Annotated in this window: 26 protein-coding genes; 11 read left to right on the top strand and 15 right to left on the bottom strand. The window is 43.8% G+C overall.

Annotation, left to right across the window (positions count from 1 at the left end; genetic code table 11):
- Window positions 1–65 precede the first annotated feature (65 nt).
- From QZW82_RS01190 to QZW82_RS01165, 6 genes are all read right to left on the bottom strand, one after another.
- A complete protein-coding gene (locus QZW82_RS01190) occupies window positions 66–3329 on the bottom strand; it encodes an ATP-binding protein (protein WP_293143201.1) in 3264 nt (1087 codons plus the stop codon).
- Window positions 3330–4001: 672 nt separating this feature from the next.
- Window positions 4002–4706, bottom strand: coding sequence for an MAE_28990/MAE_18760 family HEPN-like nuclease (locus QZW82_RS01185; RefSeq protein WP_293143198.1), 705 nt, complete (start codon window positions 4704–4706; stop codon window positions 4002–4004).
- A gap of 84 nt (window positions 4707–4790) precedes the next feature.
- Window positions 4791–5300 (bottom strand): DUF262 domain-containing protein, encoded by a 510-nt coding sequence (locus QZW82_RS01180; protein ID WP_293143195.1) that lies wholly within the window; start codon window positions 5298–5300, stop codon window positions 4791–4793.
- Window positions 5301–5354: 54 nt separating this feature from the next.
- Window positions 5355–5564: a hypothetical protein gene (locus tag QZW82_RS01175; RefSeq protein ID WP_293143192.1), complete on the bottom strand. Its 210-nt coding sequence runs from the start codon at window positions 5562–5564 to the stop codon at window positions 5355–5357.
- 49 nt (window positions 5565–5613) lie between these two features.
- Window positions 5614–5961, bottom strand: coding sequence for a DUF5615 family PIN-like protein (locus tag QZW82_RS01170; RefSeq protein WP_293143189.1), 348 nt, complete (start codon window positions 5959–5961; stop codon window positions 5614–5616).
- The gene (locus QZW82_RS01165; RefSeq protein WP_293143186.1) at window positions 5951–6334 is read right to left on the bottom strand and encodes a hypothetical protein; all 384 of its coding nucleotides are present in this window, start codon (window positions 6332–6334) and stop codon (window positions 5951–5953) included. The genes QZW82_RS01170 and QZW82_RS01165 overlap by 11 nt, the downstream gene beginning before the upstream one ends.
- Between QZW82_RS01165 and QZW82_RS32150 the strand changes: the two genes are divergently transcribed.
- The 3 genes from QZW82_RS32150 (at window position 6261) to QZW82_RS01150 (ending at window position 7776) form a co-directional block, all read left to right on the top strand.
- Complete coding sequence (locus tag QZW82_RS32150) at window positions 6261–6548, top strand: XRE family transcriptional regulator (protein ID WP_366664961.1); 288 nt, start codon at window positions 6261–6263, stop codon at window positions 6546–6548. The two genes, QZW82_RS01165 and QZW82_RS32150, sit on opposite strands and share 74 nt — an antisense overlap.
- A gap of 200 nt (window positions 6549–6748) precedes the next feature.
- Entirely contained in the window at window positions 6749–7240 is a 492-nt protein-coding gene (locus tag QZW82_RS01155) for a hypothetical protein (RefSeq protein WP_293143183.1), read from the top strand.
- Window positions 7241–7242: 2 nt separating this feature from the next.
- Window positions 7243–7776, top strand: a complete 534-nt coding sequence (locus QZW82_RS01150; RefSeq protein ID WP_293143180.1) for a hypothetical protein — start codon at window positions 7243–7245, stop codon at window positions 7774–7776.
- Window positions 7777–7779: 3 nt separating this feature from the next.
- Here QZW82_RS01150 and QZW82_RS01145 read toward each other — a convergent pair whose 3' ends face one another.
- Complete coding sequence (locus QZW82_RS01145) at window positions 7780–8682, bottom strand: CsgG/HfaB family protein (protein ID WP_293143177.1); 903 nt, start codon at window positions 8680–8682, stop codon at window positions 7780–7782.
- Between the two features lie 250 nt (window positions 8683–8932).
- On the opposite strand from QZW82_RS01145, the gene QZW82_RS01140 reads away from it, so the two are divergent.
- Window positions 8933–10855, top strand: coding sequence for an ABC-F family ATP-binding cassette domain-containing protein (locus QZW82_RS01140; RefSeq protein ID WP_293143174.1), 1923 nt, complete (start codon window positions 8933–8935; stop codon window positions 10853–10855).
- Window positions 10856–10935: 80 nt separating this feature from the next.
- Here the strand turns inward: QZW82_RS01140 and QZW82_RS01135 are convergent, their stop codons facing one another.
- Window positions 10936–12270, bottom strand: coding sequence for a family 10 glycosylhydrolase (locus QZW82_RS01135; protein WP_293143171.1), 1335 nt, complete (start codon window positions 12268–12270; stop codon window positions 10936–10938).
- A 712-nt stretch (window positions 12271–12982) separates the two neighbouring features.
- Between QZW82_RS01135 and QZW82_RS01130 the strand changes: the two genes are divergently transcribed.
- The 5 genes from QZW82_RS01130 (at window position 12983) to QZW82_RS01110 (ending at window position 18020) form a co-directional block, all read left to right on the top strand.
- Complete coding sequence (locus QZW82_RS01130) at window positions 12983–14224, top strand: hypothetical protein (protein ID WP_293143168.1); 1242 nt, start codon at window positions 12983–12985, stop codon at window positions 14222–14224.
- Window positions 14225–14486: 262 nt separating this feature from the next.
- Window positions 14487–15071 (top strand): TIGR04376 family protein, encoded by a 585-nt coding sequence (locus QZW82_RS01125; protein ID WP_293143165.1) that lies wholly within the window; start codon window positions 14487–14489, stop codon window positions 15069–15071.
- A 293-nt stretch (window positions 15072–15364) separates the two neighbouring features.
- Window positions 15365–16426, top strand: coding sequence for an S-methyl-5-thioribose-1-phosphate isomerase (gene mtnA / locus QZW82_RS01120; protein WP_293143162.1), 1062 nt, complete (start codon window positions 15365–15367; stop codon window positions 16424–16426).
- Window positions 16427–16707: 281 nt separating this feature from the next.
- Entirely contained in the window at window positions 16708–17172 is a 465-nt protein-coding gene (locus QZW82_RS01115; RefSeq protein WP_293143159.1) for a type IV pilin-like G/H family protein, read from the top strand.
- Between the two features lie 14 nt (window positions 17173–17186).
- Window positions 17187–18020 (top strand): rhodanese-like domain-containing protein, encoded by an 834-nt coding sequence (locus tag QZW82_RS01110; RefSeq protein ID WP_293143156.1) that lies wholly within the window; start codon window positions 17187–17189, stop codon window positions 18018–18020.
- Between the two features lie 383 nt (window positions 18021–18403).
- On the opposite strand, the gene QZW82_RS01105 is transcribed toward QZW82_RS01110, so the two are convergent.
- Window positions 18404–18751 carry a hypothetical protein gene (locus QZW82_RS01105; protein ID WP_293143153.1) on the bottom strand — a complete coding sequence of 116 codons (348 nt, stop codon included), beginning with the start codon at window positions 18749–18751 and terminating at the stop codon, window positions 18404–18406.
- A 241-nt stretch (window positions 18752–18992) separates the two neighbouring features.
- Here QZW82_RS01105 and QZW82_RS01100 point away from each other — a divergent pair, with 241 nt between their 5' ends.
- Window positions 18993–19937: a cation diffusion facilitator family transporter gene (locus tag QZW82_RS01100; RefSeq protein ID WP_293143150.1), complete on the top strand. Its 945-nt coding sequence runs from the start codon at window positions 18993–18995 to the stop codon at window positions 19935–19937.
- Between the two features lie 227 nt (window positions 19938–20164).
- Here the strand turns inward: QZW82_RS01100 and QZW82_RS01095 are convergent, their stop codons facing one another.
- The 5 genes from QZW82_RS01095 to QZW82_RS01080 all read right to left on the bottom strand — a co-directional run bounded on the left by QZW82_RS01095 (window position 20165) and on the right by QZW82_RS01080 (window position 21888).
- Window positions 20165–20305, bottom strand: coding sequence for a hypothetical protein (locus QZW82_RS01095; protein WP_293143147.1), 141 nt, complete (start codon window positions 20303–20305; stop codon window positions 20165–20167).
- Between the two features lie 50 nt (window positions 20306–20355).
- On the bottom strand, window positions 20356–20955 hold the full coding sequence (locus QZW82_RS01090; RefSeq protein ID WP_293143144.1) for an RNA-guided endonuclease TnpB family protein: 600 nt from the start codon (window positions 20953–20955) through the stop codon (window positions 20356–20358).
- On the bottom strand, window positions 20942–21391 hold the full coding sequence (locus tag QZW82_RS01085; protein ID WP_293143141.1) for a helix-turn-helix domain-containing protein: 450 nt from the start codon (window positions 21389–21391) through the stop codon (window positions 20942–20944). Before QZW82_RS01085 ends, QZW82_RS01090 begins: the two co-directional genes overlap by 14 nt.
- 83 nt (window positions 21392–21474) lie before the next feature.
- On the bottom strand, window positions 21475–21633 hold the full coding sequence (locus tag QZW82_RS32145; protein ID WP_363318844.1) for a MerR family DNA-binding transcriptional regulator: 159 nt from the start codon (window positions 21631–21633) through the stop codon (window positions 21475–21477).
- A gap of 120 nt (window positions 21634–21753) precedes the next feature.
- Window positions 21754–21888 carry a hypothetical protein gene (locus QZW82_RS01080; protein WP_293143138.1) on the bottom strand — a complete coding sequence of 45 codons (135 nt, stop codon included), beginning with the start codon at window positions 21886–21888 and terminating at the stop codon, window positions 21754–21756.
- Window positions 21889–22706: 818 nt separating this feature from the next.
- Between QZW82_RS01080 and QZW82_RS01075 the strand changes: the two genes are divergently transcribed.
- On the top strand, window positions 22707–23561 hold the full coding sequence (locus QZW82_RS01075) for a hypothetical protein (protein WP_293143135.1): 855 nt from the start codon (window positions 22707–22709) through the stop codon (window positions 23559–23561).
- Between the two features lie 638 nt (window positions 23562–24199).
- Here QZW82_RS01075 and QZW82_RS01070 read toward each other — a convergent pair.
- On the bottom strand, window positions 24200–26167 hold the full coding sequence (locus QZW82_RS01070) for a HAMP domain-containing sensor histidine kinase (protein WP_293143132.1): 1968 nt from the start codon (window positions 26165–26167) through the stop codon (window positions 24200–24202).
- Window positions 26168–26324 lie beyond the last annotated feature (157 nt).

Below are 26324 nucleotides of genomic sequence, written 5' to 3'. Positions count from 1 at the left end.
GGATTGAGGCTACAACTCGTTGTTAAATCCGATTATGAGGATTGAACTCCTACTAGGAAGCAATTTTAGTCGCCCGGATTTAAGTAAGGCTCAATTAGTTTAATTATCGCGTCATCGTCATAGCGATCGACTAACTGCCAAATTTTCCGAGCAAATAGGGCATAGGTGGGATTTAACTCTTGCAGGCGCTGCGCTTCGTACTTAACCTGCTCGAAATTACCGATTTGAGCGGCTTCGTACAAATAAAGTAACTCTTCGCGGGGAGGCATTTCTACGTCTTCTGAGCCGATCGCCAATTCAGAGAAAGTACGCGCGATGGAGTTATCCCGTAGGGAATCGCCCGAAGCCTCAAAAATCCAAATCAGTCCCAGATAATTCTGTATTTTTGCCAAAAAATCATCGATTATAAAAAATTTACTGATAAAATCAGTGTAGCCTATTTCCTCTTGCTTTTCCAACTCCAACTCGAACAGCCCGCTAGTAGCAATCAAGATAGGCGTCTCCCGAAATATTGGCAAACAACGCAATTGAGCGCAGAGTTCAAAACCGCTGATTCCGGGCATCAACAAGTCAGCAATAATTAAATCCGGTTCCTGGGAAATCGCTATTGCTAAACCTCTTTCACCAGAATCAGCCTCAATTAACTCAAAACCCAGCGGTGCTAAAATATCCACCATCAAAGAGCGATTTTCTGGGCTATCGTCAACAACTAATATTCTACGCCGTTGACCTTGATAACCTGTAATTACGGGTTGCTGTGGTGGTGGCGAAACTGGTACGAGCAAATCTGCAAGTGACAATTCAATCTCAAACCAAAACGTACTCCCAACACCCCAACAACTTTCGACTTTGAGTTCCCCTCCCATCAGCGAAACTAAGGTTTTGGCAATGTTTAATCCCAAACCCGTACCTTCTGTTTTTTGCCCGATTTCGCTCACTTGTTCAAAAGGTAGAAATATTCGTTCTATTGCATCGCTAGTAATTCCGATGCCTGTATCTTTAACTTGAAAGTGGATTTTGGTAATTGGGAAGGCGGGACTTGCATTAAATAGAAAATCTGATTCCTGGCCCGCGCTCAATATTCCTGCAACAGGTTCACTGTTCTCAATTACCTCTACTTTAAAAAGTATGCTACCTTCATCAGTAAATTTAATCGCGTTACTTAATAAATTCAGGAGAATTTGACGCAACCGCTTTTCATCGACAGATACAAAATGCGGAATTTTACCTGCTATTTGGGTGACAAAGACCAGGTTCTTTTCTTCGGCTTTGAACCGAAAAATTTCTAATATGTCATTGAGAAAATCCGACAAACAAACATCGTTAACAGTTAACTCCATCTTTTCAGCTTCAATTTTAGCCAAATCTAAAATATCATTAATTAAAGTCAGCAACTGAGAACCGCACTGCTGGATCGTGCGAATTTGCTCTTTGTCGCGGGGAGAAAAATCTGGCTGTCGGGAAAGTATTTGAGCGTAGCCGAGAATGGCATTGAGGGGAGTCCGCAATTCGTGGCTCATATTGGCAAGAAAGGCACTTTTAGCTCGGTTGGCGACTTCGGCGGCTTCTTTTGCTGCTTGGAGTTCCGCAGTGCGATCGCTCACCTTTTGTTCTAAAGTGCGATTGTAGTCTGCTTGCAACTTTTCGGCTTTTTTGCGATCGGTGATGTCTTGAGAAGCGCCGATCGCGCCGATAATGTTGCCAGCTTCATCAAACAGCGGCGTACTGAAAAATTCTAAGGGAATAGTGCGATCGGGCAAACGAATTTCTATGTCTTCCACTCTCACGGTTTCTCCTTTGAGCGATCGGGCGAGCGGATTTTTGCTTATTGAATATAATTCATCTGTTCCTGCATCGTAAAGTCTAAAAACTTCTGCTATTTGCTCAATAGTAGACTCCGGTATAGTTTGGATATTTACTAATTGCCGCGCTATCTGATTTATGTAAATCAGTTGCCCGGTATAGTCGTGAACTGACACTCCCACCGGCATAGCTTCGAGGATTTGTTTCATGCGGCTTTCACTGTCGGTTAAGGCAGCATTTAAAGATTGGAGCGATTTGAAAGCATATTGCAGTTTGTCTGCCATATAATTGAACGAATTTGCCAATTGCCCGACTTCATCAGCGCGATCGATTTCGACATTTGTATTCCCTTCATTGTTAGCTAGAGCTTTGGCGGCAGTATTTAAGCGTAAAAGTGGCTCTGTTATCCATTTAGCTGTGAAAATGCCGACAACAATTGCTCCGATTAGGGCAGTCGCACATAGTATAATTGTGGTGAAATTGTTGGCGTCAATTTCTGCCATAAAATCAGATTCTGGGATAACGATCGCAATCAACCAATCTAAACCAAAATTATCCCGGTAAGGTACTACTTTGAGTAATTGGGATTGGCCGTCAATTTCAAATTCAAGGTGTTGAACATCATTAATTTGGGAAAAATCGCCAAAGTGATTCGTTAAAAATAGACCCGTGGCGCGGATTGTAGCATTTGGGCTTGCCGTTAATTTTAATCGATTAAACTGCTGGTTCCTCAAAATATAGGGATTGTCGGGCCCGGAATTGGCTACTAACAACCCGCTGCGTTCGACAATAAAAATTTTTGCCGATTTGCTAGTTTTTATGCTGTCGAGAAAAATGGCAATCTTTCTAATGTTGAGGTTTACCGAAAAGACTCCCAGCAGTTCCTTTGTCGCCTCATCATAAATCGGTCGATTGCCGTTAATTACTAAATCTGTATTGTTACCGACTTGAAAAATATTACTCCAGGTGGATTTCCCGGCAGCTTTAGCAGCTTGGTACCAAGGTCTTTTTGTGGCATCAGGTTGTCGAAAAGTTTTGTATAGTTTGGTTCTATTACCTAGCAAGTCTGGAACATACATATTGATGATGCCCCGATCGAACTCATCCGATCGCATAATCAGATCTTGTCCGATAGTGCGATCGCTTCCCACGAAGTCTCCCCGTTTGCTACCAAAAATAATGGTTGTAGGCGAATCGAACTGTTTGAGTTGAAACGAAAGGTAGCGTTCGAGTTGCCGCAAATCTTGTAAATTGATTGTTTTTTGGCGCACCGCATCGGCGTTAATGCGGTTGATCGAATGAGGCGCAGACAGATATGTATCGAGGTAGTGTATGACGCGATCGCCCATTTGTGCTGCTAGCCGATCTGCTAGGTTGTTAACCGCCTTTTGCCCGTTGGTATAGGAAAGATACCCCACCAGCCCCGCAGTCCCGACAATTTGCAGCACAAACGGTACAATCAGCACTGTTCGTAGCGGGATTTTTTTGAGATGGGCAGTTAGGCGATAGACTGTTTTAATCGACATGATAAAACCGTGCTTATCAAAGTGGGGAAAGCGAAGATACTTGTAGGGAAACGGTATTGCCGTGTTCGACTCTTGGAACTCCGACTTTTAATAATTATATAACTCTGGACAGTTTTGTAAACTTTATCTGTGTCTGTTTTTCACATCCTTTTGTCTCTGGCACTATTTTAACCCAACCGTATTGCACTATAAATTAATACCGTTCAGTTAAGGGTTGTCCGAAGATAGGAACGAAGCAATCTTCGTATCTATCTTTGCGGCTGCTTGTTCGGGGGAAATCCCATTAGCAGTCATGTCTCGCCAAATACTCGATGCCAGTAATTTACATCCCTTTAATGTACAGTTGTTTGCGGTAAGGATCGGGACGCGCAATTAAATATTGCCAATTCTCGATTTCTGGTGTACTTTGCAGCGATTGAACGATCGCACTTAGTAACGCAAGGATCTCGCTGACTGAGAGTTGGCTGGCTTTTTCTTTAAGTTATTGCAGAAATATAAAAAAGCACTCCAACAATGGTTGGTATGTGAATTATAGTACATTGGAAGGCGTGGGCGATCGAGTCCAGAGAAATCCGACAGCGACAACTTCCGTAAAGGAGGACAAAAATAAGCTAGGAAATTTAAGTGCGATCGAGTAATGGTAATATTTTTTACCCTAGTCGCCACCGACGGCTAAATTCTGTATTTCTTCTTGTCAATATAATCATCAATATTATTCAGCATATGAGTTAGATATTTAACCAATTTATCTTTGTCATCAACTAACTTGCTCCAAAGTATTTGACTCGAAGCATCACAAAACGAAACATTTCCATGTGCCAAATCGCATCGGATCTTAACGACAAAATTCAGAATGTCATCTATTTCTCTACTCGCAACTCCTAAATTTCCAAAGAAGCCATACATATCTATGAGCTCTTTGATAGTTTTAGCATCCAAATTTCCCGATATGGGAATATTAGATGGATCTAACGAAACCATCTCATCATCCAAAACCGATTTAATTAATTCCTGAAGATTGTCAGCGATCGAATCTTTTTTGATATATGAATCTCTGAAACTTTTACTTCGATCGTTCAGCAACCACAATTTCTTTATTTTGGGGCTTAAATCTTTATAAGTTAATTGCTCGATGAAGATAACATCATGAATGGCAGTTATACCATTTCTAATAGAGGATTCGACAAGATTGTATAATAGCAAATAACAATGAGACTTCAAGATTTTTTGAATTTCGCTATCAACAATATATTCACCTGATGGGAAGATGATTGATTTAGCAGACAATGCACCAACTTGTTCGATTTTATCTACTAATTCAAAATATTTCTGAATTTCTGCCACTCGCCTGTTAAAGTCTCTGATAAACTCTTTCATTGGCTGTGACTTTAAAGTTGGTTTTTAACATCATATGTCTTCAGTTTTATTCAAAAATCTGTCGGTACGCAATTCAATATCTTCTCAAGAGTTGATGCGATAAAACACTTCATTTATTACTCTCTCATCAGCTTTGTCTGAGAGAACGATCGTTCGGAGTGAAGTATTTTTAAACTTTCTTTGGCGTGAGGGTGCGAGATCCTTAAAATAGGAACCATTTAGAGAATTTAATGTTTGAAGACTACTCAACTGGAACTGATTTGTGAGGAAAGCTGCCAGAGTCATCACCCTCTGAGCTCCATCAACAATCGCTATTTTTCCAGTTTCTTCAATTTCTGCGACAATCATGGCAGCAATAGGCACACCAAGAATAATGGATTCAATGAATCGAGATTGATGATTAATATCCCATCTCAAGTTTCTGTGAAATTCAGGGATATAAATTTCACTGAGCCCTCCATCATCTTGTTGCAGGTATTTATCGACTAGGAATTCGATGGTGTATTCTGTGGTATGGTAGTCAATTTTTTGCCTTATTTCGTCAATCTGCTCTTCGGCGATATTGATGAGGTCTTGCCTAACTGCTTGAGACATAAGCACCTGCGTTTATATAACGATGTACAAAGATACTTCAACTTTTGTTGGTATCTATATTATAGTACATTGGAAGGCACGGGCGATCGCGACTATTTGACTGCGGAGAGCTTGAGCGGTAGAGAGAATTTCTTGACGGCGAATCGGGTTGAAACTGCGATCGATCGCCCTTTTACTGATTAGATCGACTGGTTTGCTGAGGATTGCTTCGAGTTCTTCCTGCATTTGGGGGCGATCGAGTACACCAGTTAGCTGTGGGAGCAAAGCAACTAGGATATCAATGTCGCTTTTAAAACTTTACATGAATTTCTGGTTAATAACTCCATTGATTGAGAACCACAAACTGATTTTTCAGGTCATACTCTGCCGTCTCTAAATTATCAATTGCCTTCACTATCGCCTGATAACTCATATTCTTAGAAGCCTCAGAATCTTGGTAAACTGCCAAAATTCCTGAATGTTCTGGGTTCGCTTGATGCAATTGCTGAAAGTCATCACAATTGCGTGTAAGCAGCACTCTCTCATTTTCTCTGGCAGCGTCTAGCACAACTGAATCTGGATGATTCATTAAATCCAATGTATTGACTGTGGCTACATCGTGACCGGCCGCCTGAAGTAGATTGACCAAATATTTTGCTTGAGAATCTTCGTCAAGCAGCATTCTTAGGCTCAACTTGGACTCCTTTTACTTCCAATCGATAGCGTTCCTCGTCTGCTTCTAATTTTAAAAGTTGTTGATTATTCTGACAGTAATCAATCACCTCATAGATAGCAGATAGCGGTAAATCCCAATTTTCGGCAGCTTGTTCCGGTGACATCCTATTGGCAGTCATGTCTCGCCAAATAGTCGATGCCAGTAATTTACGCCCCTTAATGTACAGTTGTTTGCGCCAAGGATGAGGACGTGCAATTAAATATTGCCAATTCTCGATTCCCGGTGTAGTTTGGAGCGATTGAACGATCGCACTTAGCAGGTCAAGGCGATCGCTAACTGAGAGTTGGCAGGCTTTTTCTTTAAGCTCTTGCAGGGACATAAAAAAATACTCCAACAAAGGTTGGTATCTGAATTATAGTACATTAGAAGGCGATCGCCCTCAAATCACTGATTTGCTGCGCGGCAAACTATCTGAGTTTTCGATCGATCGCCTATTCCGGTTTTTAAACGCGCTTGGTAGTGATGTGGAGATTCGGGCGATCGCAAAACCGGAATCTGATGCTATGGCTAAAACAAGGGCGATCGCTATCTAAGCGCAATCCAGCCCAGACAGATGGATTATGGATGACGAAGCGAAATCTAAGCTTCACATTGGGGGAGAGGGGGATTCTATGACCTTGATCCTACGTGGATTGAAGCACAAGTTTATACTTATAGCTAATAAATTGTACTGCCGATAACTTCGCCAATGCTATACTGTAACTAAATTTACTTAAAACACAAGATACAGTCTATGTCTTCAGAACAGTTGTTAGCAGCTATTGACAAAAGCTTAGAATTGCAGTATGAAACTCTGGGTAAGGCAAAGAAGCGCTTAGCAATGACGGATGAAATCTTTGCTAAAATTGCTATCGAACAACGTATCCGAGAAGAACTTCTACCGCAAATTTGCAAAGATCAGTCCGAATACTGGAAACTTTTATCACAATGTGCAAACTCGTATCCAGTTCAAGAATCAGATGCAGAATATGCAATTCATCAGGTTATTCGAGATGTTGAACTTGTTAAGTCTGACGATTATGCAGATAAGTTGATGCGACTATTACAGGAAATTAAAGATAAACTCAACCAGCCAGGAACTTCAGCCGCAGCTAAGGCAAAGTTAGCGCTGCCACTCATTCCAGGAATCTTGAGTTATGAGATAGAACTTGACACTGAAAATAGTTTAAGGCAAATATTTCAGCCACTTAAGCAACTCTTCCGAGGTGAAGCCGAAAAAAAGTAATTGTGGACAGTACAAGAACTTATCTTAATCATCAACTATTTGGATTATTAGTTGTGTTGATAGCTTCAGCTTCTTTGTTTTTGTACTACGGTTTATTGAGACAAGAAGCAACTAATCAGAATGAACCATCTCCAGCCAACACATCACTTCCCCAATTTAGCCCTTCAACTGGAGAAGGTTGGGGACGACAGGTAGTTTCTGGTTCTAATCAGCATGAGGTTGATCAAGAGCTTATTTCTATATGGGAAAATTCTAAATCTGTAAAGATAACTACTTCTGATGCGAATATCCTCATGTCAAACAGTTCACTATGCCTTATTAAGTCCAGAGGTACTGCTGAGATTAATGCAACGGATTGGAGAATTTCCAGTAAAAGAAATGCTCTAGAAAAAGTTGCACAGTTGATCTTGTCTTTCCAGCAAGATAGTATCAAATCAAAAGTAGCATTTATCAACGGCAAGATTATTACTTTGCGATTTAATGAAGGAGATAAATCTGTCGAAATTTCCTTTGAAGCTCATCTATCTTGCTCGTAAAACCTACTTTGCTTGAATAGATGCGAAAAAGTCATCAAGAATTCTTCGAGTTGCACTGACTGTTGTAAAGTCATTTGTTTCTGCTTGACCGAGCCAAATGATTTCACCTTTCTTTACATCGACTACTTTGGCTGAAATCCCTACACTAGCTATCACTCTCGCATCGCTGATATAGGTTTTTTTAAGTTCTGTTTCTAATTCAGACAGAGACAAAATATTTGCAACAGTACGCAAACGCTTGACACGATCTTCTCGCGATATCCAAAACGCTATAGACTTATCAACATAATTTTCCCGATAGTTGTTGTATTCCTTCTCATATTCACTACGATCCTCAGATTTCACCCTAATTGGTAATTGAATAGTCTGGAGCTCAACTTGATATAGAGTGACAGCGCCAAAAACCATATAGTCAGCGGCTTTAAGTTTGCCTAGTCGGCTAGCAACTTCTAAATCACTTAGATCTGTCCTCTGATCTCCGATCAGACTTTGCTCGCGTAAAACTTGATCAATGTTAGTGCGTTCAACAACTTGATAACCCTTTTCTTGGAATAATGAACTAAACATATCACTCACTAGCGCTCCACCCTGCGTTATGTTTGGGGACTGAAAGCTAAAAACGGCAATTTTGTCGCCTTTTTTAAAGAGAGGATTGCGCCTAAGCTTCACTGTATTAGCCTGAATAGGCTTAATAACAATTTCTTGAGCAGTACCATATTCAGTTCTGGGAAGATAGGGCCCTCGCGGCCCTGCAATTTTGAGGAAGCTAGGCACTGCAATCGCAGCAAGAATTCCAATGACAATTATGACAACGAGGAACTCGATTAAAGTAAATCCCTTAATATTGTAGCTAGATTTTCTCATGTCTTTAACTGTATTCTCGTTGGAATAGACATCTGTAAGCATATTATACCGCAGACAATTTTTGTGCGTCAAGCCTACTCCCGATCGCCATCCACCCAAAATTAATTCATCAAATCAGGTTTACTATATTTCCTATTCTTAATATTTATCAATACTTATATAGTGTGAAAGTACGAAAAATCGAGTTCGCCCTTGTCTTGAAAAAGTTTCATCGGAACGACAGACCATATCCATGCAACCGGACAGGATCGAACTAAGCTAAACTAAGCTAGGTAAATAATTTGATATACTCATGACTATTTTTACTCTCCGATCGATCAAAAAAGACTTCGGCATCAAGGAACTCTTGACAGATGCCAGCTTCAGCCTCGATGAAGGCGATAAAGTCGGACTCATCGGCACCAACGGTTCCGGGAAATCAACCCTGCTGAAGATGATTGCGGGCTTGGAGTCGATCGACTCTGGCGATCGCTGGGTGAATCCCGGCGCTACAATTGTCTATCTGCCGCAACAGCCGGATTTAGACGAAAGTCACACGGTTTTAGAGCAAGTATTTGCTGACAGCGGCGAACAAATGGCTTTGGTGCGGGAATATGAAGAAATTTCCGATCAGTTGTCCCACGGTAAAGGCGATACCGATAAGTTGATGGCGCGTCTGTCTAGCGTGTCTGAACGCATTGATGAGGTGGATGCGTGGGATTTGGAAACTAAGGCTAAGTTGATTTTGACAAAGCTGGGGATTGAGGATTTTGATGCCAAAATTGGCGATTTGTCGGGCGGCTACCGCAAGCGAATTGCCTTAGCAACGGCGCTTTTATCTGAACCTGACGTGTTGTTGATGGATGAACCGACAAACCACTTGGATGCGCTGTCTGTGGAGTGGTTGCAGAACTATTTGAATGGTTATCGCGGTGCTTTGTTGCTGATTACGCACGATCGCTATTTTCTCGATCGCGTTACCAATCGCATCCTGGAGATCGATCGCGCCGACCTGTACAATTATGCTGGCAATTACGCTTATTATTTGGAGAAAAAAGCCCTAGCTGAAGAATCTGCCGCCAGCACTCAGCGCAAATTTTCGGGAGTTTTGCGGCGCGAGTTGGAATGGCTCAAGAAGGGGCCGAAAGCTAGAAGTACGAAGCAAAAAGCCCGGATCGATCGCATTAAAGATATGCGCGCAGAGGAGTTCAAAACAGCCAATGGCAAAGTCGAGATTGCTACAGCGGGCCGCCGAATTGGCAAGAAAGTCATTGAGTTGTTGAATATTCGTAAAGCCTATGGCGATCGCACTTTAATCAAAGATTTTACCTACAATTTCACTCCCGAAGACCGGATTGGCATTATTGGCTGCAACGGCGCCGGTAAATCGACGCTGATGGATATCATTACCGGACGCATTCAGCCGGATTCTGGTACTGTGGAAATTGGCACAACCATTCATATCGGTTATTTTGACCAGCATTCAGAAGATTTGACACCGAATGAAGACCAGCGGGTGATTGAATATCTCAAAAGTGTAGCGGAATTGGTGCAAACGGCGGATGGGGAAATCATTACCGCTTCTCAAATGCTGGAAAAGTTTCTGTTTCCGCCCAACCAACAGTATGCACCCATTAACAAGCTTTCAGGCGGCGAAAAGCGCAGGTTATTTCTGCTGAAAGTGCTGATGAGTGCGCCCAACCTGCTGATTCTCGACGAACCCACAAACGATTTGGACGTACAGACTCTGGCGGTTTTGGAGGATTATCTCGAAGACTTTAACGGCTGCGTAATCGTAGTATCGCACGATCGCTATTTTCTCGATCGGACGATCGACATGGTGTTCGCCTTGGAACCGGGCGGCAATTTGCGCTTGTATCCCGGCAATTACTCAGTGTATTTGGACTACAAGAAAGCCGAAGAAGCCAAGGAACTCAAAGGACAAAAAGACAAAGAAAAACTTACACGCACCGCTGAATCTAACAATTCACCAGCCAAAGTTTCTACTTCAAAATCAACCAAAGTTTCCTTCAATGATAAGCGGGAATACGAGCAGTTAGAGACGAAAATTCCGAAGCTGGAAGCTGAGAAACAAGAGATTGAGAAGATTTTGTCCAACAATGCTCCGAGCGGGTTTGCGGAGGTGAAGAAGTTATCGGATCGTTTGGCTCAATTGACGCAGGAAATTGATAGCGCGACTGAAAGGTGGTTGGAATTGGCAGAAAGAATGAGTTAGGGTGAAGTTAAACAGTTGACAGTTGACAGTTGACAGTTGACAGCGAAGTGATAAGAACCGAGATTTAAACTCCGTTCTTATCACAATCCGCCTGAAGGCAGGGGCTTCAAACCCCTGCTATTCGGTGAAGGTATGGGAGCATTTGGTAAGGAACGTACTAATGGGGAAGGTGAAGGTGTCGGAGTATTTTGTTGAGTTCGCACTAAAGATGCAGCAGTTTCTTCCGGTTTTCCCGAGGAGGGAAACACTAAAATACTCTTAATTTGCGGGTTGTTAATCAGTTCTTTTAAGCGATTAAATTGCTTGTCAGAAATTGCAACTCCCGCATAACTTTTAGCATAATCTAGCTCTTGGTTGAAATTAGCATCGTTGTAAATTTGAATGAAAACTCGATCGGCACCCCAATTTTCCCAATCCGCCGCAAAATAACGTTTTCCCCAATAAGGATTGTGATGGCAAATGTCGAAACTAACGCGGGGATTAGCTTGCTTCATGTCAGCTTTCATTTGCCGCACAAAATTAGTCAAGCCAGAAGTGCGATCGACTTTTCCGGGTAAGTCAGCATGATAACCTAAGTAATCATCCCACTGAACTGCATCGATAGTTGGATACTTTTTGACAAACTCTACTGAGATACTTTTGAATAAATTAGCAACCTCTGGAATCTCCACATCTAGTACATAATGATCGATACCGGCGTAGGTTTTATCGACTCCAGGAACAATCCATCGCTTAGCAATTGCCAAGTCAAAAATCGGGCTATTTTTATCGATTTTAATCCCTTTCTCAAAATAGGCGTGAACTTGCATTCCCTGCTTATGCGCCTCATCAATCAACCAATCCAACCATCGCTCTTGAAATTGGTTCGGACAACTTTTGTATCCGAATGTTTGCTGCATAACCTCGCTGTTGTACATCGTACAACCATTCCCCCATACTCCATGAATAATGGTATTAATTCCTTGGCTGCGATAATAGCGAACTCGTTGGCGAATCGTTTGTTCGCTAGCATTATTAGTCGCTTGATAGCGACTTAAATAAATTCCCCTTATTTCCTTGTTCTCCCAAGGGGTTTGAGGTGATGGCGATTGCTTGGGGGTTGCTGAGGCTACAGGTAATGGTGAAATTTGTGGATTGGTTGTTGGTGTCGCTTGTCCGAGAGGAGTATTGCCAAGAGGTGCGCGCTGGACAGGTGCTAGAGGCAAATTATCAGCAGTTGGTTGTTGATTGTTAGAAGTGCTTGTGTTTAGATGAGCGTTTTGTTGCTCGTTTTGTTGATTGTTGGCCAAAAATTTGCTAATACCTAGAATATCTAGATGTTTAAATCCCCAGTAAGCGGCACCTAACAATATTAGGATTAATGAGATTGGAATGCTCGTACATCCACATCCACTGTTTTCTTTTTTAGATGACATTGTATATAAAAATGAAGAGTACTGAGGTGATACATCAAGCTACTACACTTTGCGAGTTCTCAATTCCGCATATAACGATTCTCACCGATATATCGACGATATCGGTAGTCCTAGGGTGCGACGAAGAGCGACAATATTACAAATACACACCTGACAAACTCTCGGTCGTTTCATTCAGTTGACAGTTGAAAGATGAAAGATGACAGTTGAGGGCGAACTCTACCTATAGCCGTTCTCAAAAAAGTGAGGTATGCCCAGCGCAAGCCAATACCCAGCGCAAGCCAATGCCCAGCGCAAGCCAATGCTCTGTTTGCCCTGTTTGCCCTGTTTGCCCTGTTTGCCCATAAGTACCTCATATGAGAGATCGAAAGGCTATAGAAGGAAGAGGATTGGAGTAATGAATCGTCTGATTTTAATTTTTCCCTACAAGGACAGTGAATCACCGGAGGCAGAACTTGAGTCGAAAATTTTGAGAGCACCGACAAAAAGAGTGCGGGGCCTGGTATCGGTTGATTGCGGGTAAAAAGGCGCAAAAACAAGTAAAACAAAAGTCGATCGGGTAAAGCAAATGGCCCAGGACTAAAAATATGGTGATGGGTGAGCTACAATTAACCTGTTCTAAGCCAAGAATTGGTCAACATCACAAGTATCCTGTAGAAATCTGAAGTTGAGAATCTCAGAGTTGTCGAGGAGCGGGAGCCAACAAAAAACTATGCCTCAAAAAGTAATCGCCAAACAGATGTCCTTGGAATCAGCGTCCGATCCGATCGCCGTGGTGGCGACCGTCGAAACAGTGCCATCCGAAACAGTGGCAGTAGAGTCCTACGCCGATCGGTTGATGGACGAACTGTTTGAAGGAGTCGATCGAGCATTCGACGGCAGCGAGGGACTGCCAGCCGAGCAGGTGCCACCAGCAGAATTCGTGGCGCTAAAATCCATCTCGGTACCTCAAATAGTTTTGTCGCAGTTGGCGCCAGAACCTCCGCGAGGCGGGGAACAACAGGTAGCAGCGATCGCCCGCCAAGTCGCCCTAGAAACAACCAAAAAACAGTCCAAACAATCATTTGACCGAATCCTGCTAGGAGCAGCCTGTGGGTCGCTGCTCCTAGTCATGGGATTGTGGCTGGCAAGCAGGTCGGGACTGGTGCGCTTGCCCGCAGCCCCGACCCCGCAGACGCCGGCAGCAAGTGGCAAAATCGCACCAGACACCCAGTTTGTCGAATACGTGCAGCGATCGCTAGTAGCGATCGAACAAAAAAAAGCTCCTCAGGCTAACTCGCAACTTGCCGCAGTTCCGGGAGCCGCAACCCCAGGGACACTCCCGAGCATTTCAATTTCCGGCGCGCCACCGGCAACCGCAGGTCTTTCGACAGCAGTCAACCGCATCGCGAATGCCTTAGAACAAGCCGCCGCCGCGCCGGGAGCACCTGCACCCCAAGTCGTAGTCATCCCTCCCCCCGCTCAGGTGACTGTGGCTCCGGCGGCTCCGACTCAGGTGAATGTGGCGGTTCCGGCAGCTTCTCAAACCGCAGCAGGTTCGCCTTCACCGTCAGCCTCTGCCTCGGGTCGCGCGATCGCCGCCGCTGGCAATCGCGCTCCCCTCGCGGCTTCTGCTTCCCCCTCGGAGTCTGTGCAGCCAAAGATTTTGGCTCGCGAAACTGATTCAGCACCAGCACCAGCACCAGCAACCGCAGCAGGGCAATCCGCGCCAGCGCCCCAGCAATCGGCAGCGGCTGTTACCGGCGCGCCGACTTCCGCCCAGACGCTAGTGGGAATTTTGGAATTGGGCGATCGATCGGCTGCTTTGTTTGAAGTAGACGGTGTAGCCCGCAGAATTTATGTCGGCGAAAGCATCGGCGCTAGCGGTTGGACTCTGGCAGAAATCAAAAATCAAGAAGCAGTTATCCGCAAGGGTGGAGATGTGCGATCGGTTTTTGTCGGACAAAAGTTCTAATCAGTCAGTTGACAGTTGACAGTTGTCCGTTGGTAGGGGCGGCGCCCCCGTGCCCGCCCTCTTAAATTTTCAGTTGTCAGTTGACAGTTGACAGTTGTCAGTTGTCAGTTGTCAGTTGTCAGTTGTCAGTTGCGCTGCCCTGAGCGAAGTCGAAGGGTCAGTTGTTAGTAGCTAATAAATCGATCGCTGGGGAATCTCAACTGCTAAAAACGAATAACAAATAACAAATAACAAATAACCAATAACACAGAATTCATAAAAAATGAGCATATTTGATGATGTCAGCCGCTTTCTAGAAACCCGATTAGAAGAATTTTTGCGTAGCAACCCCCACCTGGAATTGCAGGCAATAGAAGAACAACTCAAGGAACAAGAAGAAGACACCCTGCGACTGATTCTAGAGATTCAGAAACAAGAGAAAACACTGCAAGCAGAAATTCTGTCCGCCGCCCAAGAAATTCAGCGCTGGAACGATCGCGCCAACAAAGCCAAAGCAGCTCAAAGGCTGGATCTAGCTCAAGCCGCCCAAGAGCGACAAGCAGCTTTGCTGCGTCAGGGAAATCAGCGCTGGGGACAAATGCAAGGCTGCAAAGAACGGATAGAAAAAGCCAAAGAATTGTACCGCCAAATTCAATTGCGCCGAAAAGAAGTCCGCGCCAAAGCCGCAGAAGTGAAAACTAAAACTACGACTAAAGCAGATAAAACTGAGCAAAATTGGGATACGAAGGGTTGGAATCAGAGTTCTAATTTTAACAGTTTTAAGGCGGCAGACCATCTCGAACAAAAGTTTCAAAACTGGGAAGCTGAGGAAGAACTCGATCGCATGAAACGCAATATGGGAAAGTAAGCTGCCAAGGGAGAGATTGTCTGCTATGTTCGAGGGATTCGGGGAGAGGATTTGAGGAGTTTCGATCAAAATTGAAATATACAATTTAAATGTGCAACAGCCGATCGAGGCTATCCATCCTTAACAATAATTTTTGTTAATTCTGTAGCCATATAGTCGTAAAGATGTAACCAATCTTAAATCTCCAATCCTATGACTTTGATTTTTGGCAAATCCAGTGCGTGCCTAATAAGATAGAGAAATATCCGCCTTCATGGCATCATAGAAACTTGTCCCTCACATCATTGAAATCGATGACTGCTCAAAAATCCCCCGTTTCCCCCATCACCTGGCTCGACAACCGGGTGCTGCTAATTGACCAAAACCAACTGCCGAAAGAATATAGCACAGTCGAAATTAGTAGCTCTCAAGATATGGCTGAGGCGATTAAAACGATGATCGTGCGAGGTGCTCCGGCGATTGGGGTAGCAGCAGCTTACGGGATGTATTTGGGTGCGAGGGAAATCGAAACGGGCGATCGCACGGAATTTCTGGCTAAACTAGAACAAGTTGGTGAATTATTGCGATCGACTCGTCCCACAGCAGTTAATTTGTTTTGGGCAATATCCCGAATGCTCAAAACAGCAAATCAAACTAGCGGTTCCGTCGAACAAGTACAAAAAACTTTGTTAGAAATGGCTAAAACCATTCAAGCAGAAGACGTACAAACTTGTAAAGATATCGGCGACAAAGGTTTAGAAGTTCTGCCGGCTACACCAGAAAAATTGAACTTACTAACTCACTGCAATGCCGGCGCATTAGCTACAGCGGGCTACGGTACAGCCTTAGGCGTATTTCGTTCGGCTTGGCGAGAAGGCAGACTTGGCAGAGTTTTTGCTGACGAAACTCGCCCCCGCCTCCAAGGCGCCAAACTCACCACCTGGGAATGCGTGCAAGAAGGAATTCCCGTCACCTTAATCGCCGACAATATGGCCGCCCACTGCATGAAACTCGGCATGATTCACGCAGTAGTTGTTGGTGCAGACAGAATCGCTGCTAACGGCGACGCCGCCAATAAAATTGGCACTTACAGCTTAGCAATTGTTGCCAAAGCTCACAACGTCCCCTTCTTTGTCGCCGCCCCTCTGTCAACAATTGATTTTGAACTTTCCGACGGTAGCCAAATCCCCATTGAAGAACGCGATTCAGTTGAAATGTATCAAGTTGGAACTACGCGAATTTGTCCTGAAGGAGTAGAATTTTACAATCCAGCTTTTGATGTAACTCCGGCTGCATTAATCTCGGGAATCATCACCGAACACGGTACCGTTGCTCCTGGAGATTTGAAACAGTTTCAAGCAAAACAATTAGTTTAATTGTATGTTACTCAACCGCTCAGTTAATCAGTCATTTTTGCGAACAATACCGCCTTGGCTAAGTAGGTCGATCGATGAATTTGACGTGAAATATGTAGGCAAAGCCGCACATATAGCGGTTATCAGAAAGATAAGGTATGTAGTTGGGCTTAAGCCCTCTTAATTGAGTGGTTATATAAGCTGTCAGTCATACCTCATCTTTTTGAGAAAGGCTATATGTAAAGACACGGCCGTGCGGTGTCCTACCGCCATTCAATTTTTAAGTAAGGAATGGTAAAAACATGATTTATAGCTCTCGTAACCAGCAGATAAAAATTGCGATCGCAACTCTAATTCTACCAGTTTTGTTTCCTACAGTGGCTCATGCTCAGTTGTCGCCAACCCTTAAAACTCAAGAATCAGCAGCCAAACAATATGTGGTAGAAATGAATAAAGCTCAGCAAGACTACTATCGCAACAATACGGGTTTTACAAGTTCTGTTTCTAATCTAGCTCTCGGCATTAAAGCTGACACAGCTAATTACAAATATTCAATTGATACAGCAAACAAAGCTGTATTTAATTATGCAGTGTCGAATCAATCTAATCTCAAAAGTTTTGTGGGTGGAGTCTTTTTGGCAGGAAATAAGACCCAAACAATCTTATGTCTAAATGTTGCTTCTGGCAAGATTAAACCAGCTAAGCCAACAATGGATACTAAAGGGGTTGTAGCCTGCGGTGCTAATACAGCAAAAGTTGCTCAATAAACCATCTCTAATTGATGTGTAATTTGTCCGATAATTGGATTGTAGGTGCAGATTTAGCCAAGCAATTGCTGGAAAGAGGAGCTACCTTGCTCGATGCTCGCCAACCTATTTTAAAGTGGTTTTGCCGTCTCCCGCCAGCTATTCCCGTAACTTGGCAGGAATTTTCGCGATCGCACTTTCCGCACAAAGGCAAAATTCTCGAAGATGACACAATCTTAACAGAAAAACTGCAAGCACTGGGAATTTGTCAAGACCAACCTGTAATCGCGATCGCCGATTCCGTGAAAGGATGGGGCGAAGACGGGCGGATTGTTTGGATGCTGCGAACTTTGGGACACGAAAAAGCTGTTTTTGTAGGTGGAGGATATCGAGCTTTAGTCAAAGCTGGAATTTCTCATGTAACAGGTGCAAATAATCCACCTCAGCCCGGAGATTTTATCGTATCTCGCCGCTCGACTTGGGAAATCAATCGGGATGATTTAAAAGCTATTTTAGGCAATGATAATTTAGCAGTTATTGACGCCCGAGAGCCGCGAGAATATGCAGGTAAAACACCTTACGGAGAAACTCGCGGGGGCCACATTCCCGGGGCAATTCACCTTTATTACAAACAGTTGATGGACAAGCAGGGACAACTCCTCTCTCGCGGGGAAATTGTCGAAATCTTGCAGCAGAAAGAAGTTTCGCTGTCAACTGAGATTGTCACTTATTGTAGTGGCGGAATTAGGTCTGCGTGGTTGACTTCTGTCTTGACAAATTTCGGATTTAATGCTAAGAATTATCCAGGTTCAATGTGGGAATGGTCGGCTTCGCCTGCTGATAGCTATCCCTTGGAAAAAAAGTCGTAGAATGATCGGGTACGTTGTTGGGCTTTAGCCCTCTGAGTTTAGTCGTAGGGTGCGTCAGCTTATATATTTTTAATTAAAGATGAAATAACCATAGCTGACGCACCCTACAGTTTCTAGTGGTAGGGTGCGTCAGCTTATAGCTTGTCAATTAACGATAAATAAAAGTAGCTGACGCACCCTACTAAGGAATGAGAATTAAATAACTTACAATTTTTATTGTTCTTGTGGGATGGGCGTCCCGCCCGTCTTTTCTGGACGGGCGGGACGCCCATCCCACAAATATGTGTAAATTATTTAATTCGCGAGCCTAAGCTTTGACACTCACCTGCTAATTTATCAGGAATTCAACCTCGATCGACAAACGGGTTTCAACTTGAAGCATCTCAACCGACTTGTTCGATATACTGAGCGAGATCGTCGCGCAGGCGGCTCAATTCGGCTTCGGTGGTGACGCGCAGGCGATCGTCCCTAACCGTAATCAGCACTTTCGCAGCAAAAGGAGTCGCCCAGATATTCGGGTTGCAGAAAACCTCCAAAAATACATCCCCTGCATACCGATATTCCATCGGTTTTTGGGGAGAAGCTTTGCCACCAGCGGTTTTGGCTGCTACGGCTTTCAAGCTGTCCATCAAAGTGGCGATCGCACTTTGCAAATCCCGCGCAGCTTCGGGGGAAAAGCTAAACGAGACAGAACCCTCAACTAAATTCAGTGTCAGCGGAGAAAGAGACATGGGCAATGAAATTTAATATACAATCGTTAATGCTAAAAAATATAGTAACCCAAAAGAAGTACGTTCCAGCTTAATTGGACTGCGAGAATGTTATTAATTAAAACTTCTCTCAACAAGCTTGGCTAAATTAATGAATATAAATCTAGTTGCAAGCTAGATTCTGTAATACTTTTAACCTTTGGTCACTTGATACGCTTTAAACTAGAAGCCAGAAAACTCGATCGCTGATAGAGGAGATTCTATGGTTGCCGATAACCGTTCCGAAGTCCGCAAGGTTTTAATCATTACCTTATTGTTAAACTTGCTAGTGATGGCAATTAAAGCAGGCGTGGGATGGCTGACTGGTTCCCTGAGTTTGCTGGCAGATGCCTTGCACAGCGTCACGGACAGTGCTAATAATATTTTAGGATTGGTAACTAATCATTATGCCAATCCGCAACCCGATCGCGATCATCCCTACGGACACCAGAAATTTGACGCTCTCGGAGCTCTGGGAATTGCTGTTTTTCTGGGAATTGCCTGTTTTGAAATTCTCAGCGGTGCTGTCGAAAGGCTGCTACACGGCGGTAAAGCTGTCAAAATATCCCCAAATGAACTGTGGATTTTGCTGCTGGTACTGGGGATTAATATTTTTGTCACTTTTTACGAGCGCAGAGTTGGCAAACGTCTCGGTAGCGCGATTTTGGTGGCTGACGCCCAGCACACGATGAGCGATGTTTGGGTGACAATTATGGTCATCGGCGGGTTGATCGGTGTTTGGCAAGGTCAGATTTTAAACATACCTCAATTGCAATCCCTGGACGTGTTTTTGTCTTTTCCTGTCGCTCTTTTGGTATTTAGCAGCGGTTGGAAAGTTTTAACGGAAAATTTGCCTTGGTTGGTGGATGAAATGGCGATCGCACCGGAAGTCATCCAAGCAATTGCCATGGATGTGCCCGGAGTTGTTAACTGTCACTCGATCGCCTCTCGCGGGCTGATCGGGCGTCAAGTGTTTATTGATATGCACATGATTGTCAATGCTGTCGATGTAGAAACTGCTCACCGGATTACAGAAGAAGTTGAAGCCCGTTTGGAAGAACGTTTCAGCCCTGTACGCATCTTAATTCACGTTGAGCCGCCGGCTTACCATTCCGACCAAATTAGCTACGAGGCGCAAGAGAGAGAAGAAGGAATCAGCAAAAGGTAAGGATGAAGCAAGAAAGATTTCGGCTGTATTTCCAGCAAAAAGCAGGTTGAGGGATCAAGGAGGAAGGCGAGGAAAGGCGATCGCAATTCCTCCAATTTTTCAAATCCTATCAATCTGGTGAGAGCACTCGCACTTCATTTAGTTGTGGTTTTCCACAGGAAAAAGGGGGTTTTCCACAGAAATATGCAAGTTTTCCACAATAGCTTTAATTATTATCGGGCAAAAGACTATAGGTATAAGTTGCCAGTATTTTGGATTTCTACAGCCATTTTCTCTTGCAAGTCCCAAGGTACCAGAATTTCGACTTGTAAACCCAAAGCTCTCAACCACCTCAGCGGGTAGTAATCTGCTATACAAATACTAGACAAGTCTAGACATTTGTTTCTTACTTCATCGGGAGCATGGGAGCGGTTATCCCTCAGTCAGCTTTCACCGTGAAAGCCAACCGCGACAAATTTATCGCTGCATTCAAATCCCTGTCCATCGAATGACCACAACTTTCGCAATTGTAAACCCTTTCTTTTAGTGGCATATCTTGGATATGCCCACAATTTGAACAGGTCTTGCTTGATGGAAACCAGCGGTCGGCAACCATCACTTCACAACCAAACTTTTTAGCTTTATACTCTAACTGGCATTTGAATTCATGGAATCCACAGTCGGCTATTACCTGAGCTAGTTTGTGATTCTTTAGCATTCCCCCAACATTCAAGTCCTCTACTACTATTGTTGCGTGGTTTTTGCATAAGTAAGTAGTGATTTGATGCAAGGTGTTTTTTCGGAGATTTGCTATTTTTGCGTGATGCTTTGCTAGCCTTTGTTTCGCCTTAAATCTATTGCTAGAGCCTTTTACCTTCCTGGTAAGAATTCTTGACAATCTCTTGAGTTTTGCGAGATGCGCTTTGTAGTGTTTTGGGTTCGGGAATACTACGCCATTTGAAAGCATCGCCAACTCTTTTACTCCCAAATCAACTCCTACAACGTCATGACTTTTGATCGTTGGTTCATGTTCTTGCACGCATCGCAAAAGCGATAAACCAACTGTCGGCAGTGCGTGATATAGTAATTGACTTGCAAGTCGTATGGGGCAGTCCTTCGTGGGTTTTTACCCAACCGATTGTCGGTAGCTTGATGGATGTCCCGCCCACGGGGATAGGTTTACCACCTGCATCAATCGTGAACGAGTCGTGATGTCCCTTCTTTTTGAATCTAGGATATCCGGCTTTTTTTGAGAAAAACCGAGAGAAGGAGTCTCCAAGATTGTCAAAAGCATATTGAGTTATCTTTTGGCAAATTCCCGCTTCTTTGATCCACGTAAACTCGGGCTTCACATGATTGTTGAAGAATTTTTTGAGCAGGTATTTGTTTGGCTTTAGTCCATCTTGATAAAGATTGCTCCAAGTAGCCAATCCCCAGTTATAAGTAAACCGAGCTATGCCAGCGTGTTTGCTCATAACTGTTGCTTGACTCTTGTTTAGCTTTAACTTTGTTTTGATGGATAAAAGCATTGTTCGACCTCAACACTGTATTTCTTTGCTTAAGTCTGACATATCTTGTACGGGCTTGTCAGTCGTCTTCCATATGAGTAGAAGCGATACCCCGACAGAGTGCGTTTGGCCGGTAGCTTCCCTGCAACATCCCAATCCTGGAGTGTTTTTACTGACAATCCAAGCTTTTTAGCGAATTCATAGCGAATTCATGTGGCTTGAACAAAATGGTACATCTGAGACTTGTCTACAAATGTACCACTCTGTCTATTTATTCGCCACCTAGGTACTAGCTCTCAGTCAGTGTTGGCTGCCTTCTGATGTAGTAGCTATCGATCGCACCATTCGCGATCGCTCGGGAATTGAGAATCCACTGCACTGGTATTAAATATTACCTTGAGGGAGAGATGGCGATGATGAATGGGTAGCAATTTATAGGGCATTTTTTGGCCCTTACTAGCCATAGGGGCGATCGACAACCAGAAAAAATTCAGTAATCCAGAACTATAAATGATCCTATAGCCAGCAGTCAAAAATCCTGTAATGTTTGTAGTGGCAATCCCGCTGCGATCGGTATTTCAGATCCTGCGACACCCCCCTAAATACTTGCACAAATCATTGACGCTCGCGATACACCAATACGCTTGGGTTAAGACCGTCATGCAGTCAAAACGATGTTAAAAATAGACCATGGGATTCTTTTCCTAGCCTTTACCGAAGCGATCGCAGAAGAGCGTTTGTCTCTTCCGACAACACCTAAGCGAAGCGTATTGCGTTATACACTACCAATCGCAGATACTGAAAAATTTGGATAATTTTTTATAGTAGAACTTGACAGGACAAACCATATGCGGCATTTTGGGGTTGAATCAGATGTGTGTGGGAGATTTCCCCGTTAAAGATTTAAAGGTAAATCTTCAGTCAGGAACCTCAGCCTAAAGGCGTGAGGCTTGAAGGAGAAATCTAACAAGCCGTTCTGACGGGCCTAAGTCTTAACTGACTACGTTAAAAGAGTCACGACACCAAGAGAATGCGTTGCTAGTTCCTTGCTCTGTCGCTAGTAGTTAAACAGTTCTAAGGTCACTGGGACAGTGCTGCTAGCCTAAAAAGCCCTTTTAACATTGACCGACAAGCTAACTTTACTCGAAAGAGATTGGAGACAACCATATCTCCATGGAGGGGCAACCATACCCCTCCACCCCGAAAGGGGAATGTAAAGCCGATGCTCAAAGCACGAGATTTCTACCCCTTTTTCTGATGAATAAACTAAGGAGAGTATAGAGTGGCAAAGGCACTTGTTACGCTAGCAATAGGCAAGAACTATGAACTCATGTTCGAGAAACATTGTAGGTCTCTATGGCAGCACTATGCTGAAAAATATCAATTTGAAGTTGTTGTTTTGACACAACCGTTAGATAATTCGTCCAAGGCTCAGTCTAGAAATCCATCATGGCAAAAGTGCTTAATTTTGTCAGAACCCAGTCTTCAAAAATACGATCGAGTTGTTTGGGTCGATGCTGATATATTGATTAACCCAAACAGTCCCGATATTACCGAGGGAGTTCCACTAGAGAAGATTGGGGCAGTAGATGATTATGCAACTCCTAGTAGAGCAGATCACGAGATTTGCCTGAAAAGACTTTATGATTTTTGGTCTAAGAATGGTATCGAATACATAGACAACCTTTCTCCTACAGCTTTTTACAAAAGTTTTGGGATAGATGCAGAATTTCAATCCGTTGTACAAGCCGGAGTTATGGTGCTTTCTCCTCGTTATCATAGAGAATTGCTGGAGTATGTTTATCACTCCTATGAAGACAAAGGTTCGGGAGAATGGAACTATGAAATGCGCCCATTGAGCTATGAGATATTGATGCGCCATATTGAGTGCTGGATTTCTCCAAAATTTAATATGCCTTGGCCGTTAATCCAGCAATTTCTGTACCCCTTTCTAAGTTCGAGAGACAACGTAGTACAAAAGGGATTACAAAAAATTGGTTTAAATCCTAAGGCTTCACTAATTTCTAAATGTGTAACAACAGCATTTTTCAATAACTATTTCCTTCATTTTGCTGGAGGAACTACTGGTGACATGAAATATGTTGATACAAAAGTCACTTCAATATTTGACCTTTGATCGAGCTTTCAGAAGTTATATATAGCCTTTCTCAAAAAGATGAGGTACTCATGGGGATAGGGCATAGGGCATAGGGCATAGGGCATAGGGTATAGGGCATAGGGCATAGGGCATAGGGCATAGGGCATAGGGCATAGGGCATACCTCACTACGCTTGAGAACCGCTGTATGTAGCCTTTCGAGGGAAAGATGAGGTATAGCATTTATCAGAAAGATGAGGTGTGACTGACAGCTTATATAACCGCTTAAACAAAGAGTGCCCAAGCCCAAAAACGTCCGCGAACCTATCTGATAGATGCTATATATCTGGTAAGGGGTAATCGATAGTTCCTATAAGGTTTGTGAGGTTTCTCTTCGGTAAAGATGCTCGCCCGCAGTGTGTAATCTCAATCCGATCGTAGCAGAATTTGGCATACCTCATCTTTATGAGAACCGCTATGCGTTTAACTGGTAGGGTGCCCAAGAACTTGATTCTTTCCTGTTTTTATGTTCGCTTCGCACCCTACCTATAACGGTTCTCAAAAAAGTGAGGTATGCCGATGCCCGATGCCCGATGCCCTATGCCCTCTTTCCCCTCTTTGCCCAATGCCCTATCCCCATGAGTACCTCATCTTTTTGAGAAAGGCTATATGTGTGTATTAACTATTTCCTGCTGGTATGCGTACAGTGAAAATAGACCCTTTGCCCTCCTCGCTTTCGACCAAAATCTCGCCGCCCATCATCTGACAGTAGTGGCGGCTAATTGTCAGCCCCAATCCAGTGCCACCGTACTGGCGCGCCGCCGAAGAATCAGCTTGCGCGAAGGCTTCAAACAATTTTTGCTGTTGTTGGGGAGACATTCCAATGCCGGTATCTTTAACTCGAAAGCAAATCCAATCCGATGCTTGAACATTCGCAACTGGACAAGCAATTAAACTCGATTTCGCCTCGCCCGCAACCATTAAATTTTCAACACCCGACAGATGCGCTACATTCGATTCTCCGGTTCCCTCAACACGGCTGACGCTGACTTTCACTATCCCATTTTTGGTGAACTTAGCAGCATTGTTCAGCAGGTGCAGCAGAACTTTTCGCACTTTTGCTAAATCTGCGTGCATGGTGCCAACAGTTTGACTGTCACACTCTATTTCTAAAACATTGCCATTCTGTTGTAAAGACAATTTTACCGCCATTGATATGTGATCGAGCAGGGATTCGATGTCAAACTCTTCGATGTCGAGGTTCATTCCCCCCGTTTGAATTTTTGACAAATCGAGGATGTCGTTAACCAAAGATAGCAGGTGCGTGCCTGCATTCTGAATCTTGTCTAAGTCGGTAACAAAATCTTTGTACCCGGAATCTCTGGCATCTTCTAAAAGTAGTTGACTGTAGCCGATAATCGCATTTAAAGGCGTCCGCAACTCGTGACTCATATTGGCTAAAAAGTGGCTTTTAGCAGTGGTAGCCACTAAAGCATCTTCCTTAGCTTGTGCCAATTCTTTTGTATGTTCGGAAACTCGCTCGATCAGGTGATTGAGAGATACAGCTAACGAGCTTATTTCGTCTTGTCCGCTGACGGGGGCTCGCAAATCAAAATTCGACTCGGCGGCGACTTGTTGAGCCACCTGAGTGACGCTGACGACTGGTTTGGCGATCGCCCTACTGGTGCGGCAGGCCACTATTCCAGCCAGCCCTACCGACAGCAGCATACTAATCATAATTATGCCCTTTTCGATTCCTTGGGCAGCCTGCATCACTGCACCGCCTTGGCGCTCTTGCTGCTGGGCAATATCGAGGATTTTGCTCAATTCCTGAAGGTGTCCCTCAAGCTGTTTTGCACCTTCTCCGCTTTCTGTGGCCAACAATTTTCGGATCGACTCTATCTTCCGAGGCGACAGTTGCGATTGCTGGACTTGCAGCAAAGTTGAGTTGAGAGTATCGGCGTAGGATTCTAAATTTTCCGTGCAATCTTGGAGTAAAGTTTTGAGAGCTTCCGGCTTGGCTGCGAGCCAAGCTGGTTGGCTTTCGGCAAATTTTTCGATACGCAACCGCAGGTTTTTGGCCTTAACAATACTGTTGATAAACTGCTGTTTTTGCAGTTCCAACTTAGGGGAATTGTCTACAAAAGAATCTAGCTGTGCTCCCTGCAATTGTGCCGCCAGTGCTGCATCTTTAAAGTTACCGATCAATTGTGCTTGTATGTGAGCATCATTGAGTTGCCTCAATCCTTTTTCTTGGTGGTATTCAGCGATTGTAAGTCCGCTCAGCGAGCCAACAAATCCGATTCCTATTGCTAGCAAATACCCGCCACTGATTTTTTTGTCTATGGGCAGACAGCCAAGCTTAAAAGACAAGTTTTTGGTAAGTTTCAAGGAGGGTTGTTTTGCCAGATTGTGGAGCGATGATTGTTTGGGTTCGGTTTCTACAGAAGCAAATTGTGCGGAAATAAAGGGCCACATCCGTTTACCTAAATTGCTATTTTCGGGGTTATTTGTTTGCGGTAATACAGCTTTTTCCTGCTGGCTCAATGGTTGCAAATCTGGATTTGCCTCGCCCTTGCGTTGCCAAGCACCAACCGATAAACCTACTTCGTTGCGTGTTTTTTTGAGCAAATTTGTTTTTGACATATGCAACCGCTGTATTCTGTGAAAATTTACCACGCTCGTAAGTTCTCCAAAGGGAAAAGCTTGTGTGTTTTCCTGTAGACATCTGCGAAAAAGTATCTGAAACTCTTGTCGAGTCAGGGCAGAAGCTTAAATTCGGTTGATGTCTAATAGATAATTA

Source organism: Microcoleus sp. bin48.metabat.b7b8b9.023, from assembly GCF_013299185.1.
In the GTDB taxonomy this organism is placed as follows: Bacteria; Cyanobacteriota; Cyanobacteriia; order Cyanobacteriales; family Microcoleaceae; genus Microcoleus.
The sequence above is the reverse complement of the archived record's forward strand: the minus strand, read 5'-3'. Positions and strand labels throughout refer to the sequence as shown.

What these genes read in the sequence shown, in the direction of transcription:
- QZW82_RS01105 (WP_293143153.1), bottom strand. Translation starts at nt 18,751, where the DNA reads ATGTCTCTTTCTCCGCTGACACTGAATTTAGTTGAGGGTTCTGTCTCG.
- QZW82_RS01080 (WP_293143138.1), bottom strand. Translation starts at nt 21,888, where the DNA reads ATGGCTAGTAAGGGCCAAAAAATGCCCTATAAATTGCTACCCATTCAT.
- QZW82_RS01115 (WP_293143159.1), top strand. Translation starts at nt 16,708, where the DNA reads ATGATTTATAGCTCTCGTAACCAGCAGATAAAAATTGCGATCGCAACT.
- QZW82_RS01135 (WP_293143171.1), bottom strand. Translation starts at nt 12,270, where the DNA reads ATGTCATCTAAAAAAGAAAACAGTGGATGTGGATGTACGAGCATTCCA.
- QZW82_RS01185 (WP_293143198.1), bottom strand. Translation starts at nt 4,706, where the DNA reads ATGAAAGAGTTTATCAGAGACTTTAACAGGCGAGTGGCAGAAATTCAG.
- QZW82_RS01130 (WP_293143168.1), top strand. Translation starts at nt 12,983, where the DNA reads ATGCCTCAAAAAGTAATCGCCAAACAGATGTCCTTGGAATCAGCGTCC.
- QZW82_RS01190 (WP_293143201.1), bottom strand. Translation starts at nt 3,329, where the DNA reads ATGTCGATTAAAACAGTCTATCGCCTAACTGCCCATCTCAAAAAAATC.
- QZW82_RS01070 (WP_293143132.1), bottom strand. Translation starts at nt 26,167, where the DNA reads ATGTCAAAAACAAATTTGCTCAAAAAAACACGCAACGAAGTAGGTTTA.
- QZW82_RS01140 (WP_293143174.1), top strand. Translation starts at nt 8,933, where the DNA reads ATGACTATTTTTACTCTCCGATCGATCAAAAAAGACTTCGGCATCAAG.
- QZW82_RS01085 (WP_293143141.1), bottom strand. Translation starts at nt 21,391, where the DNA reads ATGAGCAAACACGCTGGCATAGCTCGGTTTACTTATAACTGGGGATTG.
- QZW82_RS01125 (WP_293143165.1), top strand. Translation starts at nt 14,487, where the DNA reads ATGAGCATATTTGATGATGTCAGCCGCTTTCTAGAAACCCGATTAGAA.
- QZW82_RS01155 (WP_293143183.1), top strand. Translation starts at nt 6,749, where the DNA reads ATGTCTTCAGAACAGTTGTTAGCAGCTATTGACAAAAGCTTAGAATTG.
- QZW82_RS01165 (WP_293143186.1), bottom strand. Translation starts at nt 6,334, where the DNA reads ATGTCCCTGCAAGAGCTTAAAGAAAAAGCCTGCCAACTCTCAGTTAGC.
- QZW82_RS01145 (WP_293143177.1), bottom strand. Translation starts at nt 8,682, where the DNA reads ATGCTTACAGATGTCTATTCCAACGAGAATACAGTTAAAGACATGAGA.
- mtnA (WP_293143162.1), top strand. Translation starts at nt 15,365, where the DNA reads ATGACTGCTCAAAAATCCCCCGTTTCCCCCATCACCTGGCTCGACAAC.
- QZW82_RS01110 (WP_293143156.1), top strand. Translation starts at nt 17,187, where the DNA reads ATGTGTAATTTGTCCGATAATTGGATTGTAGGTGCAGATTTAGCCAAG.
- QZW82_RS01170 (WP_293143189.1), bottom strand. Translation starts at nt 5,961, where the DNA reads ATGCTGCTTGACGAAGATTCTCAAGCAAAATATTTGGTCAATCTACTT.
- QZW82_RS01180 (WP_293143195.1), bottom strand. Translation starts at nt 5,300, where the DNA reads ATGTCTCAAGCAGTTAGGCAAGACCTCATCAATATCGCCGAAGAGCAG.
- QZW82_RS01100 (WP_293143150.1), top strand. Translation starts at nt 18,993, where the DNA reads ATGGTTGCCGATAACCGTTCCGAAGTCCGCAAGGTTTTAATCATTACC.